The organism is Rothia sp. HMSC068F09 (assembly GCF_001812775.1).
Lineage (GTDB): Bacteria > Actinomycetota > Actinomycetes > Actinomycetales > Micrococcaceae > Rothia > Rothia mucilaginosa_A.
In genome coordinates this window covers 152,182-169,147 of record NZ_KV810430.1, presented here as the reverse complement: position 1 = coordinate 169,147, position 16,966 = coordinate 152,182, and the positions used below count along the sequence as shown (strand labels likewise).

General features: G+C 58.5%; 23 protein-coding genes. All 23 read left to right on the top strand.

Going from position 1 to position 16,966, the window contains the following annotated elements:
• The first annotated feature begins 285 nt into the window (after window positions 1–285).
• The 23 genes from HMPREF2874_RS07560 to rpsI all read left to right on the top strand — a co-directional run bounded on the left by HMPREF2874_RS07560 (window position 286) and on the right by rpsI (window position 16,737).
• Window positions 286–1,476 (top strand): YncE family protein, encoded by a 1,191-nt coding sequence (locus HMPREF2874_RS07560; RefSeq protein WP_070649841.1) that lies wholly within the window; start codon window positions 286–288, stop codon window positions 1,474–1,476.
• A gap of 694 nt (window positions 1,477–2,170) precedes the next feature.
• Window positions 2,171–2,542, top strand: a complete 372-nt coding sequence (gene rplN / locus HMPREF2874_RS07555; protein WP_005504986.1) for a 50S ribosomal protein L14 — start codon at window positions 2,171–2,173, stop codon at window positions 2,540–2,542.
• 3 nt (window positions 2,543–2,545) lie between these two features.
• On the top strand, window positions 2,546–2,881 hold the full coding sequence (gene rplX / locus HMPREF2874_RS07550) for a 50S ribosomal protein L24 (protein ID WP_005504988.1): 336 nt from the start codon (window positions 2,546–2,548) through the stop codon (window positions 2,879–2,881).
• Window positions 2,881–3,441 carry a 50S ribosomal protein L5 gene (gene rplE, locus HMPREF2874_RS07545; protein WP_049331923.1) on the top strand — a complete coding sequence of 187 codons (561 nt, stop codon included), beginning with the start codon at window positions 2,881–2,883 and terminating at the stop codon, window positions 3,439–3,441. The genes rplX and rplE overlap by 1 nt, the downstream gene beginning before the upstream one ends.
• A 73-nt stretch (window positions 3,442–3,514) precedes the next feature.
• Window positions 3,515–3,913, top strand: coding sequence for a 30S ribosomal protein S8 (gene rpsH / locus HMPREF2874_RS07540; RefSeq protein WP_049331925.1), 399 nt, complete (start codon window positions 3,515–3,517; stop codon window positions 3,911–3,913).
• 27 nt (window positions 3,914–3,940) lie between these two features.
• A complete protein-coding gene (rplF, locus tag HMPREF2874_RS07535) occupies window positions 3,941–4,477 on the top strand; it encodes a 50S ribosomal protein L6 (protein WP_049331926.1) in 537 nt (178 codons plus the stop codon).
• Window positions 4,478–4,479: 2 nt separating this feature from the next.
• The gene (gene rplR / locus HMPREF2874_RS07530; protein WP_005505006.1) at window positions 4,480–4,839 is read left to right on the top strand and encodes a 50S ribosomal protein L18; all 360 of its coding nucleotides are present in this window, start codon (window positions 4,480–4,482) and stop codon (window positions 4,837–4,839) included.
• A gap of 29 nt (window positions 4,840–4,868) precedes the next feature.
• Window positions 4,869–5,513 carry a 30S ribosomal protein S5 gene (gene rpsE / locus HMPREF2874_RS07525; protein ID WP_192830492.1) on the top strand — a complete coding sequence of 215 codons (645 nt, stop codon included), beginning with the start codon at window positions 4,869–4,871 and terminating at the stop codon, window positions 5,511–5,513.
• A gap of 2 nt (window positions 5,514–5,515) precedes the next feature.
• The gene (gene rpmD, locus HMPREF2874_RS07520) at window positions 5,516–5,722 is read left to right on the top strand and encodes a 50S ribosomal protein L30 (RefSeq protein WP_049331928.1); all 207 of its coding nucleotides are present in this window, start codon (window positions 5,516–5,518) and stop codon (window positions 5,720–5,722) included.
• A gap of 2 nt (window positions 5,723–5,724) precedes the next feature.
• Window positions 5,725–6,171, top strand: a complete 447-nt coding sequence (gene rplO / locus HMPREF2874_RS07515) for a 50S ribosomal protein L15 (RefSeq protein WP_005505008.1) — start codon at window positions 5,725–5,727, stop codon at window positions 6,169–6,171.
• A gap of 285 nt (window positions 6,172–6,456) precedes the next feature.
• Window positions 6,457–7,764, top strand: coding sequence for a preprotein translocase subunit SecY (secY, locus tag HMPREF2874_RS07510; protein ID WP_049343388.1), 1,308 nt, complete (start codon window positions 6,457–6,459; stop codon window positions 7,762–7,764).
• Window positions 7,761–8,324: an adenylate kinase gene (locus tag HMPREF2874_RS07505; protein ID WP_049331931.1), complete on the top strand. Its 564-nt coding sequence runs from the start codon at window positions 7,761–7,763 to the stop codon at window positions 8,322–8,324. Before secY ends, HMPREF2874_RS07505 begins: the two co-directional genes overlap by 4 nt.
• Before the next feature lie 124 nt (window positions 8,325–8,448).
• A complete protein-coding gene (gene map / locus HMPREF2874_RS07500) occupies window positions 8,449–9,285 on the top strand; it encodes a type I methionyl aminopeptidase (RefSeq protein ID WP_080975240.1) in 837 nt (278 codons plus the stop codon).
• A gap of 67 nt (window positions 9,286–9,352) precedes the next feature.
• Window positions 9,353–10,573 (top strand): dual-specificity RNA methyltransferase RlmN, encoded by a 1,221-nt coding sequence (gene rlmN, locus HMPREF2874_RS07495; protein ID WP_049343387.1) that lies wholly within the window; start codon window positions 9,353–9,355, stop codon window positions 10,571–10,573.
• Window positions 10,574–10,911: 338 nt separating this feature from the next.
• Window positions 10,912–11,133, top strand: a complete 222-nt coding sequence (infA, locus tag HMPREF2874_RS07490) for a translation initiation factor IF-1 (RefSeq protein WP_005505018.1) — start codon at window positions 10,912–10,914, stop codon at window positions 11,131–11,133.
• A gap of 124 nt (window positions 11,134–11,257) precedes the next feature.
• The gene (gene rpmJ, locus HMPREF2874_RS07485; protein WP_004005257.1) at window positions 11,258–11,371 is read left to right on the top strand and encodes a 50S ribosomal protein L36; all 114 of its coding nucleotides are present in this window, start codon (window positions 11,258–11,260) and stop codon (window positions 11,369–11,371) included.
• A gap of 175 nt (window positions 11,372–11,546) precedes the next feature.
• Window positions 11,547–11,915 carry a 30S ribosomal protein S13 gene (gene rpsM, locus HMPREF2874_RS07480; RefSeq protein WP_005505026.1) on the top strand — a complete coding sequence of 123 codons (369 nt, stop codon included), beginning with the start codon at window positions 11,547–11,549 and terminating at the stop codon, window positions 11,913–11,915.
• Between the two features lie 68 nt (window positions 11,916–11,983).
• Window positions 11,984–12,391 carry a 30S ribosomal protein S11 gene (rpsK, locus tag HMPREF2874_RS07475; protein ID WP_005505028.1) on the top strand — a complete coding sequence of 136 codons (408 nt, stop codon included), beginning with the start codon at window positions 11,984–11,986 and terminating at the stop codon, window positions 12,389–12,391.
• 136 nt (window positions 12,392–12,527) lie between these two features.
• Window positions 12,528–13,520: a DNA-directed RNA polymerase subunit alpha gene (locus HMPREF2874_RS07470; RefSeq protein WP_049343386.1), complete on the top strand. Its 993-nt coding sequence runs from the start codon at window positions 12,528–12,530 to the stop codon at window positions 13,518–13,520.
• 105 nt (window positions 13,521–13,625) lie between these two features.
• Window positions 13,626–14,294, top strand: coding sequence for a 50S ribosomal protein L17, sunset domain variant (gene rplQ / locus HMPREF2874_RS07465; protein ID WP_049345695.1), 669 nt, complete (start codon window positions 13,626–13,628; stop codon window positions 14,292–14,294).
• Between the two features lie 141 nt (window positions 14,295–14,435).
• Window positions 14,436–15,404 (top strand): tRNA pseudouridine(38-40) synthase TruA, encoded by a 969-nt coding sequence (truA, locus tag HMPREF2874_RS07460; RefSeq protein WP_049345693.1) that lies wholly within the window; start codon window positions 14,436–14,438, stop codon window positions 15,402–15,404.
• A gap of 366 nt (window positions 15,405–15,770) precedes the next feature.
• On the top strand, window positions 15,771–16,214 hold the full coding sequence (gene rplM / locus HMPREF2874_RS07455) for a 50S ribosomal protein L13 (protein WP_005505035.1): 444 nt from the start codon (window positions 15,771–15,773) through the stop codon (window positions 16,212–16,214).
• Window positions 16,215–16,245: 31 nt separating this feature from the next.
• Window positions 16,246–16,737: a 30S ribosomal protein S9 gene (gene rpsI, locus HMPREF2874_RS07450; protein WP_049331941.1), complete on the top strand. Its 492-nt coding sequence runs from the start codon at window positions 16,246–16,248 to the stop codon at window positions 16,735–16,737.
• The last annotated feature ends 229 nt before the right edge of the window (window positions 16,738–16,966 follow it).

Genomic DNA, 16,966 nt, shown 5'->3' with positions numbered 1-16,966 from the left:
TGCCGGATTCCCCACCGTTCTTCTGTGGCTACAGCCGATGTAGAAGAGGTGGCTCTCAAGCTTGGGTTCCCCGCAAGGCCATGATTTTCGGAAACCTTTGGAAATGCGTGGGCTCACCGGGCCGCAGACGACCCGAGGTCGTCTATCCCCGCGGTCACGTCCTCCACAGCGTATGATGTAGAGCAACATTGCGAGGTATAAGACCCATGCTGCCTCTCATCTTGCGGCCGTGGTACTTGAGCCGCACATATCTGTTCCCCCTACACACAGACCTTCGGAGGAAGAATGTCCCAGCCAAATAACGAAACACAGCAGGGAGTCTCAGGTGCTCGCCAGATCGTGGAGCGACAGCCCGGACTAGCCGGGCAATATCAGGTTGCTTACAACCCCGAACGGGATGCTCTCTTCGTGACAGGTAGCTTCAACCACACCAAGACCCATGGCACCCTGTGCGGCACTCTTGCACGCCTGAATGCCCACACCTTGGAGACTGAACTCACCGCGTATCTGCCCGTGGTCGAGGACCATAACCCTGGCCAGGAAGGCCTCTACCAAATTCAGGCCGCCTATGGGGTGGCCCTCGACAATCAACGCGGTCTGGTATGGACCGGAGGAACCCGAACCCAAACGGTCACCGCGTACTCTCAGGATGACCTTTCGCTCGTGTGGGATTCACGCTCCGAGGATATTGAGATGCTCACCCCGCGCGAGCTCTACGTGGCTCCTGACGGATCTGTACTCGTGACCGGTGCCGGCGGTTACCAGGTTATTTCTGCTGCTAACGATAAGGGGGAGCGCACCGTCAGCCCCCTGCGGGATTTTGGTCCCGCAATGCTACTCGGTCCCATCGCCGATGAGGAAAGCGGCCTGCTGTATGTCCCGAATATTATCAAGGACGAAATCTGGGTTATCGATCTGAAGACCTGGGAACGGGTTAATGTTTTTCCCGTGCGGGGTGGTCAGGATGCTGAAACCTCCGTTATGGTACACGGCGCGGAGATTGACCCCGCCCGCGGGGAGCTTTATATTTCGGCACAGGGAGCTGAAAGCAAGAACTCCGGCCTGTACATTCTGAGCCTGGAGGGCGAACAGCTGGCTTATATTCCCTTTGGCCGGATGCCCACCGATATTCTCTTCGATTCGAAGCGTCATCTGCTCTACGTCGCGGACTTTGGCGGTAAGGGAGAGCCCTCCATCGCCGGTGGTGGCACCATTACGGTGATCAACTCTTTGACCCGAGAAATTGTTGAGACGATTCAAGTAGCTCCTACCCGCATCAATCATCAGGTGCTGCTCTCCGACGGCTCGGTAATCGCTATCGACAAGGCCGGAGACTATCCCGCGGCTACCGTACCCTACGTGCTGGATGCTCGTAGCGGTCAGTATTACGAGTCGAAGAACGAATCACGCCCCGGAGAAGAACTGAACTCTATCGTTCGCGATGGGTTGGCTCGTGTGCGTGTTACGGGGGAATAGTCGGAGGACTCAGAGGGCTCTGGCTCGTTGAACCTAGGGCGGCAGCCCGTGTTTTCCAGTGGGGGAGAGACCGAGATGTTGGCGCGAATAGCGCTCGCGATGCGTAGAAAATAGGCCGGATGCGCGATGTATTTAAAGTATCCTCGGCAAGCCTGTCACGGGATATATCAAAAAGTAGTAAAATATAAATATCTACTACCTTTGTTTGACACATTGCGCGGTAGATTTCTCGAGGCCCCTTCAGTTTCTTATGCGTCAGGAACTACACGAAGGGGCCTCCTGCTTTAACTGTCTAATAAGGAGTTCACCCCCTCTAGGCCCGATGCATGGGCGGAAGATGTCGGCAATGATGCGGTAAGACTGGGGTAAGACAGGCGCAGAAGAGACGGTAATCACGTTTGTGAAACCCTTGCAATGCCCGAGTGGTTCCTGTAGAGTATTAAGACTGTGCGGCTGTATCCAAATAGCCGCGCAACCACGGGCTTCTCGTGCCAGTGCATAATGCCGCTAATTACGGGTGGATACGCCCGCTTCACGCGGGTCCAAATGCTTCTGGCATGGGTTTGCCCCAGGCGTTTCCGCTAACCCCTTCCCTAGAGCTGGGGCCCGGGGCGTCAACCAATCCCGTAAAAATGTTCCGCAAGGCTGGCTCACGCCTCAAGTGAGTCGGAACCGGCGAGACGACAGGAGAAATATGATTCAGCAGGAGTCGCGACTGAAGGTCGCCGACAACACTGGTGCGAAGGAAATCCTGACCATCCGTGTTCTCGGTGGTTCCTCGCGTCGCTACGCAGGCATCGGCGACATCATTGTCGCAACCGTCAAGGATGCAATCCCCGGCGGTACCGTAAAGAAGGGTGACGTTGTCAAGGCAGTCGTCGTCCGCACCAAGAAGGAAACCCGTCGTCCCGACGGCTCCTACATCAAGTTCGACGAGAACTCCGCAGTGATCCTGAAGAACACTGATGGTGATCCCCGTGGTACCCGTATCTTCGGCCCCGTGGGTCGTGAGCTTCGCGACAAGAAGTTCATGAAGATCGTTTCGCTGGCTCCGGAGGTGCTCTAATTCATGGCTAAGATCAAGTCCGGCGACCTGGTTCAGGTTATTTCCGGTGCAGATAAGGGCAAGCAGGGCAAGGTTCTGAAGGTTCTCCCCAAGGAAAACCGCGTGATTGTTGAGGGCGTTAAGGTCGTCACCAAGCACACCAAGGCTAACCCCCTGACCGGCGCAGCAGGCGGCATTCAGAAGGTTGAGGCACCGATCCACGTTTCTAACGTTGCGATTGTTGACCCCGAGACCAAGAAGCCGACCCGTGTTGGTTTCCGCCTCGAGACTGTAGAGCGTGACGGCAAGGAGCGCACCGTTCGCGTGCGCGTTGCTAAGCGTTCGGGTAAGGACATCTAATGACCGAAACCAAGATCACCCCCCGCTTCAAGACCAAGTACGCTGAGGTCGTCGTTCCCGCTCTGCAGGAAGAGTTCAAGTACGAGAACGTCATGCAGACCCCGAAGATCGTTAAGGTCGTCGTAAACATGGGTGTTGGCGAGGCAGCTCGCGACGCAAAGCTCATGGATGGCGCTATTCGCGATCTCACCGCAATCACCGGTCAGAAGCCGATTGTTACCCGCGCTAAGAAGTCCATCGCACAGTTCAAGCTGCGCGAAGGTATGCCCATCGGTGCACACGTCACCCTGCGTGGCGACCGCATGTGGGAATTCCTGGACCGCCTCGTCACCCTGGCACTGCCCCGAATCCGCGACTTCCGCGGCCTCTCGGATCGCCAGTTCGACGGTAACGGTAACTACACCTTCGGTCTGACCGAGCAGTCCATGTTCCACGAAATCGATCAGGACTCGATCGACCGCGTGCGTGGTATGGACATTACCGTGGTGACCTCCGCGAAGACCGACGACGAGGGCCGTGCCATTCTGAAGGCACTGGGCTTCCCGTTCAAGACCAAGTAACGACTACGTTGTAGGTCCAGACCCCGTTACCGCGGGGTAGGGAAACCACAACGAGGAAGGGCACAAGCCCACAATGACTATGACTGATCCGGTCGCAGATATGCTGACCCGTTTGCGCAACGCAAACTCCGCATACCACGACACCGTATCCATGCCCTACTCCAAGCTGAAGTCTCGCATCGCCGAGATCCTGAAGGCTGAGGGTTACATCGCCGACGTTAAGGTTGAGGATGCAAAGGTCGGCAAGACCCTGACCCTCGTCCTCAAGTACGGTCCGTCCCGCGAGCGTTCCATCGCTGGCGTGCGTCGTATTTCCAAGCCGGGCCTGCGTACCTACGCAAAGTCCACCAACCTGCCCCAGGTTCTGGGTGGCCTCGGCATCGCAATCCTGTCCACCTCTTCGGGTCTGCTGACTGACAAGCAGGCTGCGAAGAAGGGTGTGGGCGGCGAAGTCATCGCTTACATCTGGTAGTCGGTTAGAAGAGAAAGGAAGAGAATAATGTCACGTATTGGACGTCTCCCCATCTCGGTTCCCGCCGGCGTTGAGGTTAAGGTCGATGGCAACCTGGTCACCGTTAAGGGCGCAAAGGGCGAGCTCTCCCACAAGGTTGCTTCCCCCATCACTGTCGCTCTGAACGACAATGAGATCGTCGTGTCTCGTCCCAACGACGAGCGCCTGTCTCGCTCGCTGCACGGTCTGACTCGTACCCTGATTCAGAACCTGATCATCGGCGTGACCTCCGGCTTCGAGAAGAAGCTGGAAATCGTCGGTACCGGTTACCGTGTGACCCCGAAGGGTAACGACCTGGAGTTCGCTCTGGGCTACTCCCACCCGATCAACATCACCGCTCCCGAGGGTATTACCTTCGCAGTGGAGGGTGCTAACAAGCTGACCGTGTCGGGTATCGACAAGCAGCTCGTTGGTCAGGTTGCAGCAAACATTCGTGGTCTGCGTAAGCCCGATCCCTACAAGGGCAAGGGTGTTCGCTACGCAGGTGAGCACATCCGCCGCAAGGTCGGAAAGGCTGGTAAGTAAACATGGCTATCAAGTCGAAGGCAGCGCAGCGTGCACGTCGTCACGCTCGCATCCGCAAGTACGTTTCGGGTACCGCTGCGCGTCCGCGCCTGTGCGTCACCCGTTCGACCCGTCACATGTTCGTTCAGGTTATCGACGATGTCAAGGGCGTGACCCTGGCATCCGCTTCCACCATGGAAGCAGAGCTGCGTGCAGCTGACCTGGACAAGACCGCTAAGGCAAAGCGCGTTGGTGAGCTCGTTGCAGAGCGCGCCAAGGCAGCAGGTGTTGAGGCAGTCGTGTTCGACCGCGGTGGTAACAAGTACCACGGCCGTGTTGCAGCCGTTGCTGACGGTGCACGCGAAGGGGGTCTTGCACTCTAATGAGCGAGCAGAACGTAAAGGAAACTCAGGTGAGCGAAGCAGTAGTAGCTGAAACCGCTGAGACCTCCAACCAGCGCGAGGAGCGCCGCAACAACCGCGGCGAGCGTCGTGGCCGTGGCGAGCGCCGCAACAACCGCGCTCGCGAGGAGGAGAAGGACAAGTACATCGAGCGCGTTGTGACCATCAACCGCGTTTCCAAGGTCGTCAAGGGTGGTCGTCGCTTCAGCTTCACCGCACTGGTCGTCGTTGGTGACGGTAACGGCCTGGTCGGCGTTGGCTACGGTAAGGCTAAGGAAGTCCCCGCAGCAATCTCCAAGGGTGTCGAGGAAGCAAAGAAGAACTTCTTCCGCGTTCCCCGCATCGAGAACCGCACCATCCCGCACCGCGTGCAGGGTGAGGCAGCTGCAGGCGTTGTGATGCTCCGTCCGGCAACCGCTGGTACCGGTGTTATCGCAGGTGGCCCCGTGCGTGCAGTACTCGAGTGTGCAGGTATTCACGATGTGCTGTCCAAGTCGCTCGGTTCCTCGAACCAGATCAACATCGTTCACGCAACCGTTGCAGCACTCAAGCAGCTTGAGGAGCCCCTGGCAGTGGCAGCCCGCCGTGGCCTGCCCACCGACGAGGTTATCCCCAGCTACCTGCGCAACACCAAGTCTGAGAAGGCAGGTGCGTAGTAATGGCCAAGCGTATTCAGCCCAGCGACGCAAAGCTGGAAATCACCCAGGTCAAGTCCTATGTTGGTCAGAAGCAGAACATGCGTGAAACCCTCCGTTCCCTGGGCCTCAAGCGCCCCGGTAACAAGGTTGTTCGCACTGCTGACCCCGTCACCGTTGGCATGGTTAACACCGTTGCTCACCTGGTGAAGGTTGAGGAGGTCAAGTAAAGATGGCAGAAGCTATCAAGATTCACGATCTGCGCCCGGCACCGGGTGCCCACAAGGCAAAGACCCGCGTTGGCCGCGGTGAAGGCTCCAAGGGTAAGACCGCAGGTCGCGGTACCAAGGGTACCAAGGCACGCTACCAGGTTCGTGCAGGCTTCGAAGGCGGCCAGCTGCCGCTGCACATGCGCCTGCCGAAGCTGCGCGGTTTCAAGAACCCCTTCCGCACCGAGTACCAGGTTGTTAACCTGGACCGCATCCAGGAGCTGTTCCCCAACGGTGGCGATGTCACCGTTGAGGCACTGGTTGCCAAGGGCGCCGTTCGCAAGAACGAGCTCGTGAAGGTTCTGGGCAACGGCGAAATCTCCGTCAAGGTGAACGTTGTTGTCGACAAGGCATCGGCTTCCGCTATCGAGAAGATCGAGGCCGCTGGCGGTTCTGTAACCGTTAAGTAGTCTTAGCTACTGAAAGCCCCCGCTCTGATGATTTGAGCGGGGGCTTTTGCGTGAAAAGTTATTCTGACGGTTCTATATATCTGTTTTAGTATATATCGATAGGTTGTTTGAAGGCCCTTTGACAGTGCGTGAGAGGTAAAAATCACGCTAGAAGAATATAAAACATACATATTCTCGTGAGAAGTTATCTTTCATCCGCCCAAACACGATAGACTGGAAGATGTGTTTACTGCGCCCTAAAACTCTTTGAGGGGAGGGGCGCCCCATAGATTTACAGGAGGACATGTGCTGAGCGCAGTGGGGCGAGTCTTTAAGACTGCCGATTTGCGGCGTAAGCTGCTGTTTACCCTGGCAATGATTGTGCTGTACCGTTTGGGTACCTTTATCCCCGCACCGGGTGTTTCCTATGGAAACGTGCAACAGTGTCTTGAATCCAACACTACCAGTGGCGGAGTCTACGATATTGTGAACCTCTTCAGCGGTGGCGCCCTGCTGCAGCTGTCAATCTTTGCCCTCGGCGTGATGCCGTACATTACTGCATCCATTATCATTCAGCTGCTGCGCGTGGTCATCCCGCGATTCCAGGAGCTGCATGAAGAGGGTGCCCAGGGTCAGGCAAAGCTAACGCAGTACACCCGTTACCTCACCATCGCTCTCGCACTGCTGAACGCTACCACCATCGTCTCGATGGCGCGCTCCGGCGTTCTGCTGGGTAACTGCCCCGGCATCATCCCCCAGGACGACGTGATGCACATTCTGCTCATCATCGTCACCCTGTGCGCCGGTACCACCGTCATCATGTGGATGGGCGAGCAGATTACCGAGCACGGCGTGGGCAACGGTATGTCCTTGCTGATTTTCACCTCTATCGCCTCCTCCTTCCCGAATGCTTTGGGCTCCATCCAGAGGACCCACGGTTGGGGTATTTTCGCAGCGGTCTGCGGTATCGGCCTCGTCGTGATGCTTGCCGTGGTGTACGTGGAGCAGTCCGTTCGCCGTATCCCCGTGCAGTACGCCAAGCGTATGATTGGTCGTCGCACCATCGGCGGAACCAGCACCTACATTCCGCTGAAGGTCAATATGGCCGGTGTGATTCCGCTGATTTTTGCCTCCTCCCTGTTGACCCTGCCCGGTCTGCTGGCTCAGTTCAACACCCCTACCGACGGCTCAACCCCGCCGGACTGGGTGAACTGGATTAACGCATACCTGGTGCGTGGCGATCACCCGCTGTACATCGTTCTCTACTTCTTCATGATTATCGGCTTCGCCTACTTCTACGTGGCGGTTACCTTTGATCCGGTTGAGGTCGCGGACAACATGAAGAAGTACGGCGGTTTCATCCCCGGTATTCGTGCGGGCAAGCCGACCGAGCGTTACCTCAGCTACGTGCTTAACCGCATTACCCTGCCCGGTGCGCTGTACCTGGGCGTCATCTCCATGATTCCTCTCGTTGCGCTGATTCTGTTCAACGCAAACCAGAACTTCCCGTTCGGCGGCGCGTCGCTGCTGATCGTGGTGGGTGTTGGTCTTGATACTCTCAAGCAGATTAACGCCCAGCTCCAACAACGAAACTACGAAGGATTGCTCCGATGAACCGTCTGCTCATCGTTGGCCCTCCCGGTGCCGGTAAGGGCACCCAGGCCGTCAAGATTGCTGAAGCGCTGAAGATTCCCGCCATCTCCACTGGCGATATCTTCCGCAAGAACATTAAGGAAGAGACCGAGCTCGGTAAGGAAGCGAAGTCGTACATCGACTCCGGCAACCTGGTTCCCGACTCTGTCACCAACAACATGGTGCGTGCCCGCCTCGATGAGGGCGACGTCTCCAACGGATTCCTGCTGGATGGCTACCCCCGCAACACCGCACAGGTGCACGAGCTCGACTCCATCCTGGAAGCCAAGGGCGAGAAGATCGACCGCGTTCTGCTGCTGGTGGCCGACAACGACGAGCTGGTCGAGCGTCTGCTCAACCGCGCCGCTGAGCAGGGGCGCACCGATGACAACGAAGAGGTCATCCGTCACCGCCTGAAGGTCTATGAGGAAGAGACCGCACCGCTGATCGCGATTTACCGTGAGCGCGGTATCGTCAAGGAAGTGAACGGCCTGGGCGAAATCGCCGAGGTGACCGAGCGCATCCTCGACGCACTGAAGTAACCCTCTGCTGTACCCCCGCGATTGTGGTGCCTGATGCATCACAAAGACTTGCGGGGGTACAGTGCTGTCTGTAGAGTTCTAAGCTTGGGCGTGTAGCCCCCCCCAACCCAGAAGGAGCCGTATCGTGGCACGAGTCGAAATCAAAACCAACGCACAGCTTCAGCAGATGGCTCGTGCCGGAGTCATCACCAGCCGCGCCCTCGATGCGGCTGTCGCTGCCGCGCGCCCCGGCGTGACCACGGCCGAGGTGAACGCGGCCTTCGAGCGCACCATGCTGGAACTGGGAGGAACCTCCAACTTCTACGGGTACTACGACTACCCGGCTACCGTATGCACCTCCGTCAACCACGAGGTGGTGCACGGAATCCCCGGCGACTATGTTCTGAAGGACGGCGACATCCTTTCGATTGACGGTGGCGCATATGTGATTGACCCCGCCACCAACCGTCAGTGGCACGGCGATTCTGCACGCACCGTACTGATTGGCAACGCGAGCGAAGCCCGCGCCGAGCTGTCCGCCGTTACCCGCGAAGCCATGTGGCACGGTATCGCCGCACTGGCCACGGCAAAGAAGGTCGGTGAAATCGGCCTGGCTATCGAAGCATACGTTACCGAAGAATACGGCGATAAGTACGGCATTATTGAAGACTACGTGGGCCACGGTATCGGTTCGCAGATGCACATGGCTCCGGATGTGCTGAACTACGCCGTGCGCGACTTGGGCCCCCGAATTAAGCCCGGTATGGCTTTCGCTATTGAGCCGATGCTTGTCACCGGGTCCATTGAAACTAAGGTCCTTTCTGATGATTGGACTGTTGTGACCGTTGACGGATCCGATGCCTGCCAGTGGGAACACTCGGTTGCCGTGCACAGCGAAGGTATCTGGGTTCTGACTGCAGAAGACGGTGGCGCAAGCGAGCTGGCCCGTTTCGGCATCACCCCCGTGCCCATCCCCGCCTAATACAGTCGCCAGTGGGAAGTAGCCCACGCGACGCATCCCAAGCATCCACCACACAGGAAGAAGCTCCATGAGCGAAACTCTTACCGGGTGCGAGAAAACCGAGCCTACCTCGACGAAGGTACCGGTCGAAATCTCCACCACCCGCCCCAAGCCCGGGCAGATTACCCTCAAGGCCCCGCGCCGCACGAAACCGCCGAAGCATATTGCGGATTTCGACATGGCCGGCCGCCGCGAGTTTCTGAAGGAACTGGGTTACCAGCCCTTCCGAGCGTCCCAGCTATCGAAGCACTACTTTGAGCGTTTGGTGACCGACCCCGCCGAGATGACGGATCTGCCCGCCAAGGAACGCGAGCAGATGGTCGCGCAGGCCATGCCCCGACTGCTGACTCCGGTACGCACGCTGGAAGCAGACGGTGGGGATACCATCAAGGTCGTGCACCGCCTCTTTGACGGTGCGCTCATTGAGTCCGTCATTATGCGCTATGACAACCGCGTGACCATGTGCATCTCCTCGCAGGCCGGATGCGGCATGAACTGCCCCTTCTGCGCCACCGGCCAGCAGGGCCTGACCCGTAACCTCTCTACTGCAGAAATTGTGGAGCAGGTGGTGGCCGGCGCCCGATATCTGAAGCAGATGAAGGGCCTGGAAGAAGCAGAAGGCGGTTCTGAGGATACTCGTCCGCTGCGTGTTTCCAACATTGTCTTCATGGGCATGGGCGAGGCGCTCGCTAACTACAAGTCGACGATGGGGGCCATTCATCGCCTGATTGATCCGGCTCCGGAGGGCCTGGGTATCTCGGCGCGCGGTCTGACCATGTCGACCGTGGGCCTGGTTCCGGGTATCCGCAAGTTCGAGATGGAGAAGCTGCCCATCACTCTGGCGCTATCTCTGCACGCGCCGGATGATGAGCTGCGTGACGAGCTGATCCCGATTAACCAGCGCTGGAAGGTCGACGAGACTCTGGACGCCGCCTACGACTACTACCGCACGACCGGTCGTCGTATCTCGATTGAGTACGCGCTGATTCGCGATATTAACGATCAGGGCTGGCGCGCTGATCTGCTGGGCAAGAAACTGGCGCAGCGCGGCCGCGGTTGGGTACACGTGAACCCGATTCCGTTGAACCCGACCCCGGGTTCGAAGTGGACGGCTTCTCGCAAGGGCGTGGAGCAGAACTTCGTGGAGCGCCTGCGTGCCCACGGTATTCCGACGACGATTCGCGATACTCGCGGTTCCGATATTGACGGTGCATGCGGCCAGCTTGCTGCTAAGGAAGAGGAAGAGTAGCAGACGTGTGGACGGGGCGGTGCCCCTCCTCCTTGAAAAATGTCAAGGCGTTTTTCGGGGACTTGCTCGGGAATGAGCCGGGTGAGGGGGCCGCCTTTCTGTCTTCCGCGGAGTCGTGATATGCGGGATGCTTTACCTCTTGGCATTGCGGGTTAAGTGCCAGATGTCATAAATATCACGGTTGTTTTTAAAGATGATTTGCCGTAGAGTTATGAGTTGGTTGTTTATGCCGGTGTTAAGTGCGCCTTAAAACGCCTGCACCTCACCTCGGTGAGCTCATAAACAGAAGATACATTTGTCCGACGCAACTGCGCCGGGCACCGACGTTAGCGGAGGATATGGCTAAGAAAGACGGCGTCATCGAGATCGAAGGCTCTGTGGTTGAAGCTCTGCCCAACGCGATGTTCCGTGTTGAGCTGGATAACGGCCACAAGGTTCTCGCACACATCTCGGGCAAGATGCGTCAGCACTATATTCGAATCCTGCCTGAGGACCGAGTGGTAGTGGAACTGAGCCCCTACGACCTTTCCCGAGGTCGTATCGTCTACCGTTACAAGTAAACCCGAGATAAACGTCGCCCACCGGCGGCGTTTAAATCGTGTTCAAAGGGATAAATAGTTCCCCAACGTAAGTGAGGGAACCTCTTATCTCGCCAGTAATCAAGTTGCAATCAAAAGGAATGCGATGAAGGTCAAGCCGAGCGTTAAGCCGATCTGCGATAAGTGCAAGGTGATCCGCCGTCACGGTGTGGTCATGGTGATCTGCGAAAACCCGCGCCACAAGCAGCGCCAGGGCTAATCCCTAGCAGCTGACTTCATAACCGCCTACGGGCGGAATTGTCATAGGCACCGCTCCGAAGTAGCGTCCAATGTGGCGACTTCGGATACCTCCGGACTCAGAGGCCGGGGACCGGGACAGAACAACCCGGGCAGTGATGCTAAAGACCTCTGGAAAACAACAAGGAGAAGCCAGTATGGCACGTCTCGCTGGAGTTGATATTCCCCGCGAAAAGCGCGTGGAAGTTGCTCTCACTTACATCTACGGCGTGGGTAAGACCCGTGCACACGAAACCCTCGCTGCTACCGGCGTCAACCCTGACACCCGCGTCAAGGACCTGACCGACCAGGAGCTCGTGGCACTTCGTGACTTCATCGAAGGCAACTACAAGGTTGAAGGTGATCTTCGCCGCGAGGTTGCAGCTGACATTCGCCGCAAGGTCGAAATCGGCTCCTACCAGGGCCTGCGCCACCGCCGCGGCCTGCCGGTTCACGGTCAGCGCACCAAGACCAACGCACGTACCCGTAAGGGCCCGAAGCGTACCGTCGCAGGTAAGAAGAAGTAAGACACGTTGCTCTGTTGGGTATCTCTACCCGACCAACGTATTAGTAAACCTTTGTAGGAGAATCAAAAATGCCTCCCAAGACTCGCGCTGCGGCAGCTCGTAAGACCAACCGCCGCAAGGTTAGCAAGAACATCGTTGCTGGTCAGGCTCACATCAAGTCGACCTTCAACAACACCATCGTCTCCATCACCGATCCCACCGGTGCAGTGATTTCCTGGTCCTCCGCTGGCGACATGGGCTTCAAGGGCTCCCGTAAGTCCACCCCCTACGCCGCTCAGCTGGCTGCCGAGGCCGCTGCAAACCGCGCCAAGGAGCACGGCGTCCGCAAGGTCGACGTCTTCGTCAAGGGCCCCGGTTCCGGTCGCGAAACCGCAATCCGTTCCCTGCAGGCTGCAGGCCTCGAGGTCGGTTCGATTCAGGACGTTACCCCCGTTGCACACAACGGCTGCCGTCCTCCGAAGCGTCGCCGCGTCTAATTAGGTTTCGTCCTAATCCCTCGACGGGTACACTCCACGGAGCGTACCCGGAGAGCACAGACACCCGTCTGCTTCCTAAGATATGTTTTCCCCAACCTGTGGGCTCATATAGCGGAGCTCACCGAAAGGAAACAAAGTGCTCATTGCACAGCGCCCCACTCTGACTGAAGAGGTCGTAGCGCCCAACCGCTCGCGCTTCACCATCGAGCCTCTGGAGCCCGGTTTCGGCTACACCATGGGTAACTCCCTCCGCCGTACTTTGCTGTCCTCCATTCCTGGCGCCGCTGTTACCAGCGTCCGCATCGATGGTGTACTGCACGAGTTCAGCACTGTTCCCGGCGTGACCGAGGACGTCACCGAGATCATCTTGAACATCAAGAAGCTCTCCATCTCTTCTGAGAACGACGAGCCCGTCGTAGCCTACCTGCGCAAGCAGGGCGAAGGTGAACTGACCGCAGGCGACATTGAGGTTCCCGCTGGCGTGGAGATCCACAACCCGGACCTGCACCTGGCAACCCTGAACGCCTCGGCAAACTTCAACGCTGAGCTGGTTATTGAGCGTGGTCGCGGCTACGTGACCGCTGCACAGAACAAGGTCGGCGACGGTGAGATTGGCCGTATTCCGGTTGACTCCATCTACTCTCCGGTTCTGAAGGTCACCTTCAGCGTGAATGCGACCCGTGTTGAGCAGCGCACCGACTTCGACAGCCTGACCCTGGACGTCGAGACCAAGGAAGCCATCGCACCGCGTGACGCTGTTGCCTCTGCCGGCAGCACCCTGGTCGAGCTCTTCGGCCTGGCCCGCGAGCTGAACATTGCTGCTGAGGGTATCGAAGTTGGCCCGTCGCCCGCCGACGAGTCTATGGCCGCCGATCTGGCCCTGCCGATCGAGGACCTGAACATGTCCGTCCGCTCCTACAACTGCCTCAAGCGCGAGGGCATCCACACCGTGGGTGAGCTCGTGACCCGCAGCGAAGCTGACCTGATGGACATCCGTAACTTCGGTGCTAAGTCCATTGACGAGGTTAAGGCAAAGCTCACCGAGCTCGGCCTGGCCCTGAAGGATTCCCCTCCCGGTTTCGAGCCCGCCGCACGCCCGCTTGATGACGAAGACGGTTCCGGCGAATAATTTCGGCCGAATAGTTCACCCGGTTCCACCGGGATCAGTCAAACTTGATTCCCTAAGAGGCTCCGCTGCTGGGGCGTTAGGGAACGCAACTATGGAGATTTAACTATGCCTACTCCCACTAAGGGTCCCCGCCTCGGCGGTTCCCCGACCCACGAGCGCCACATGCTCAACAACCTGTCGGCGCAGCTGTTCCAGCACAAGCGCATCACCACCACCATGACCAAGGCAAAGCGCCTGCGTCCGGTGGCTGAGCGCTTCATCACCTTCGGTAAGAAGGGCGACCTGGCTGCTCGCCGTCGCGTGCTGCGTTCGATTGCCGACAAGTCCGTCGTGCACGAGCTCTTCACCGTCATTGCTCCCGCAATGGCAGAGCGCCCCGGTGGTTACACCCGCATCATCAAGATCGGTAACCGCAAGGGTGACAACGCTCCCATGGCTGTCATCGAGCTCGTGATGGAGCCCGTAGCATCCAAGGGCGCCGTTGCCGAGGCAACCAAGGTTGCTGAGAAGGCAGCAGAGGCTCCCAAGGCTGAGGCCCCCAAGGCTGAGGCTGCTGAGGGCCAGCCCGCCGGTTCCCACGCACCCCTGGAGTCCGGCGAGGCTCCCGAGGGCTTCGAGGTTAAGGGTAACGCCGACTCCATGAAGTACCACGTGCCCGGTTCCCGCTGGTACTCCAGCACCAAGGCTGAGATCTGGTTCGACTCCGCTGAGTCTGCAGAGGCTGCAGGTTACGCCCCCGCCGGTGGCGCAGCAGCTCAGAAGGTGTCCGAGTAATTCGGATTCCTCTGACGTAGGCCTAGCCTAAATATTGCCGATCCGCCGTCCGCTTCTGCGGGCGGCGGATCGGCGTATCTACATCTGACCGAAGCATCATGGAGCTACTTCCACGAACGTACCGACCGTCGAAAGGCATTTATGCTCAACGTATCAGAGGGCGTACCCAAAAATAGTTCCGTCGAAAGGCCCCTGCTGGCTGCACATCGCGTGCGCATTGATTGTGCCTACGACGGTTCGCTCTTCAGCGGCTGGGCGGCTCAGCCACACCTGGTTACTGTACAGGGTGTGCTCGAGAGCGCGCTGGAGCTTATTCTGCGTAGCCCGCATCGTGTGGTGGTTGCAGGTCGTACTGACGCCGGAGTGCATGCTGAGGCGCAGACCGTACACTGCGACTTGACCGAGGCTGATTGGGATCGTCTGAAGGGACGTACCGGGGATGACGACCCGGCCCCCGCGCTGGCACGCCGCCTGCAGGGTGCTCTGCGGCGTTGCCTCTACGACGCGGAGGAACACCTCGGCCTTCCGAAAAACCTGGCCGGTATTCTGCAGGGGGCGATTCAGGTGCACTCGGTAAGCGAGGTGCCTTTCGAATTTGACGCACGTTTTTCAGCCACGGGCCGCCGCTACGTGTACCGCATTGCTGACGGGAGCGCTAACGGCGTGAACCCCCTGCACCGCACCTACACCTGGGCTGTTACCGAGCCGCTGGATTGTAGGCAGCTCAACGAGGCCGCAACCCAGCTACTGGGCCTGCGAGATTTCCTTTCTTTCTGCAAACCGCGCGAGGGCGCGACCACGATTCGTGAGCTACGGGAGCTGAGCTTTAGCCGCAACGATAGCGGGATCATCGAGGTGCGGGTAGTTGCCGACGCTTTTTGCCACCACATGGTGCGTTCCCTCGTCGGCGCCCTGGTACTGTACGGTACGGGTAGGCGCGATGCGGCTTGGCTGCGTGAGCGGATTGAGAATCCCGGGCGCGAGGCGTCGCTGACTCTGGCACCTCCGCATGCCTTGGCTCTGGCGGAGATTTACTACCCGCATCCCGAGCTTTACGGAACGCAGGCTGAGAGGGCTCGCTCTCGTCGTGAGGAAAGTGAGCTGACCTAGCAATGACGTTCAACGCAGGGGAGGGAAAGAGAGGGAGAGGGACCTTCACCTGGCCGCCGGGCCCTAAGCACCTCCATTCGAATTACACGGATGGAATTTAAAACGTGTTTTAAGCCAAAAACCCCGATTTTTAAGGTGAAGGCGGTGGATTAAGGCCGTCCCGTCCTGTATAGTCTTGATATGTTGTGCGTGTTCTACCCGAGCGCGCTCTAACCGCTGTCTAGTTGCAGGACGTTAAGGCGGTCTAGAGTACGGGCAGAACGGGCGGCAGCTCGGTCCTCACCCGGGTGTTCGTCATGCACGTAAGTAAAAGGCGCGATACCCAACTAAGCGCCGTATGTACATTTCGAGACAAAGGCCAATATTTTGCGCACTTATACTCCTAAGCCCGGCGAAGTCGAGCGCCAGTGGCACGTCATTGACGCCACCGACGTTGTTCTCGGCCGCCTCGCAAGCCAGACCGCTATCCTGCTGCGCGGTAAGCACAAGCCGACTTTTGCTCCCCACGTTGACACCGGTGACTTCGTTATCATCGTGAACGCTGAGAAGGTCGCCCTGACCGGTGCAAAGCTCGAGCAGAAGCGTGCATACCGCCACTCGGGTTACCCCGGCGGTCTGAAGTCCGTGAACTACGCAGAGCTGCTTGAGACCAACCCCGTTCGCGCGGTTGAGAAGGCTGTCAAGGGCATGCTGCCCAAGAACAAGCTTGCTGCACAGCAGCTCAAGAAGCTGAAGGTCTACGCTGGCCCCGAGCACCCGCACGCGGCACAGCAGCCCAAGACCTACGAATTCAACCAGGTCGCCCAGTAATTCGGGCCTACGAGAAACAATAGGAGAAATCGTGGCTCAGAACGAAGAGCTGATCGTAGTCGAGGAAGAGCTGACCAGCTACACCTCGGAGTCCGCTGCTCCCGCAGCGGCTAAGGCAGCACGCCCGGCCCTGACTGTTGCAGGCGCAGCAGTTGGTCGCCGCAAGGAAGCAGTGGCACGCGTTCGCGTTGTGCCCGGTTCCGGCAACTGGACCATCAACGGCCGTAGCCTGGACGACTACTTCCCCAACAAGCTGCACCAGCAGGACGTCAACCAGCCCTTCAAGCTCCTCGAGCTTGAGGGCGCATACGACGTCATCGCACGCATCAACGGTGGTGGCCCCTCCGGCCAGGCAGGTGCTCTGCGCCTGGGTATCGCTCGTGCACTGAACGAGATCGACCGCGAGAACAACCGCCCCGCACTGAAGAAGGCTGGCTACCTGACCCGTGACGCACGCGTCATTGAGCGTAAGAAGGCTGGTCTTAAGAAGGCACGCAAGGCTTCGCAGTTCTCCAAGCGTTAATCGCTGGTTTTCACGAAGCGTTACGCCCCGTCTCTCCCTAGAGAGCGGGGCGTTTTGCGTACCCGGATTGAACTCTGAGAACTGGGGGAGGAACTGGGGTCTCGTCTGCTCCACCGAGAGCTCTCGGACGATTTCCTCTCTAGGGTATAGGGTGCCCCTAACTGTTACGTTTGTTCATCGAAGAGCACACCGGTAGAGTTAAAGAGTCAAAGCAGACAGGAAGAAAAGA

Coding starts and splice junctions, on each gene's coding strand:
- rpsK (WP_005505028.1), top strand. CDS start 11,984: ATGCCTCCCAAGACTCGCGCTGCGGCAGCTCGTAAGACCAACCGCCGC.
- rplX (WP_005504988.1), top strand. CDS start 2,546: ATGGCTAAGATCAAGTCCGGCGACCTGGTTCAGGTTATTTCCGGTGCA.
- rpmJ (WP_004005257.1), top strand. CDS start 11,258: ATGAAGGTCAAGCCGAGCGTTAAGCCGATCTGCGATAAGTGCAAGGTG.
- rplR (WP_005505006.1), top strand. CDS start 4,480: ATGGCTATCAAGTCGAAGGCAGCGCAGCGTGCACGTCGTCACGCTCGC.
- rplQ (WP_049345695.1), top strand. CDS start 13,626: ATGCCTACTCCCACTAAGGGTCCCCGCCTCGGCGGTTCCCCGACCCAC.
- rplE (WP_049331923.1), top strand. CDS start 2,881: ATGACCGAAACCAAGATCACCCCCCGCTTCAAGACCAAGTACGCTGAG.
- HMPREF2874_RS07560 (WP_070649841.1), top strand. CDS start 286: ATGTCCCAGCCAAATAACGAAACACAGCAGGGAGTCTCAGGTGCTCGC.
- infA (WP_005505018.1), top strand. CDS start 10,912: ATGGCTAAGAAAGACGGCGTCATCGAGATCGAAGGCTCTGTGGTTGAA.
- rpmD (WP_049331928.1), top strand. CDS start 5,516: ATGGCCAAGCGTATTCAGCCCAGCGACGCAAAGCTGGAAATCACCCAG.
- rlmN (WP_049343387.1), top strand. CDS start 9,353: ATGAGCGAAACTCTTACCGGGTGCGAGAAAACCGAGCCTACCTCGACG.
- HMPREF2874_RS07505 (WP_049331931.1), top strand. CDS start 7,761: ATGAACCGTCTGCTCATCGTTGGCCCTCCCGGTGCCGGTAAGGGCACC.
- rpsH (WP_049331925.1), top strand. CDS start 3,515: ATGACTATGACTGATCCGGTCGCAGATATGCTGACCCGTTTGCGCAAC.
- rplF (WP_049331926.1), top strand. CDS start 3,941: ATGTCACGTATTGGACGTCTCCCCATCTCGGTTCCCGCCGGCGTTGAG.
- rplO (WP_005505008.1), top strand. CDS start 5,725: ATGGCAGAAGCTATCAAGATTCACGATCTGCGCCCGGCACCGGGTGCC.
- truA (WP_049345693.1), top strand. CDS start 14,436: ATGCTCAACGTATCAGAGGGCGTACCCAAAAATAGTTCCGTCGAAAGG.
- rpsM (WP_005505026.1), top strand. CDS start 11,547: ATGGCACGTCTCGCTGGAGTTGATATTCCCCGCGAAAAGCGCGTGGAA.
- rplN (WP_005504986.1), top strand. CDS start 2,171: ATGATTCAGCAGGAGTCGCGACTGAAGGTCGCCGACAACACTGGTGCG.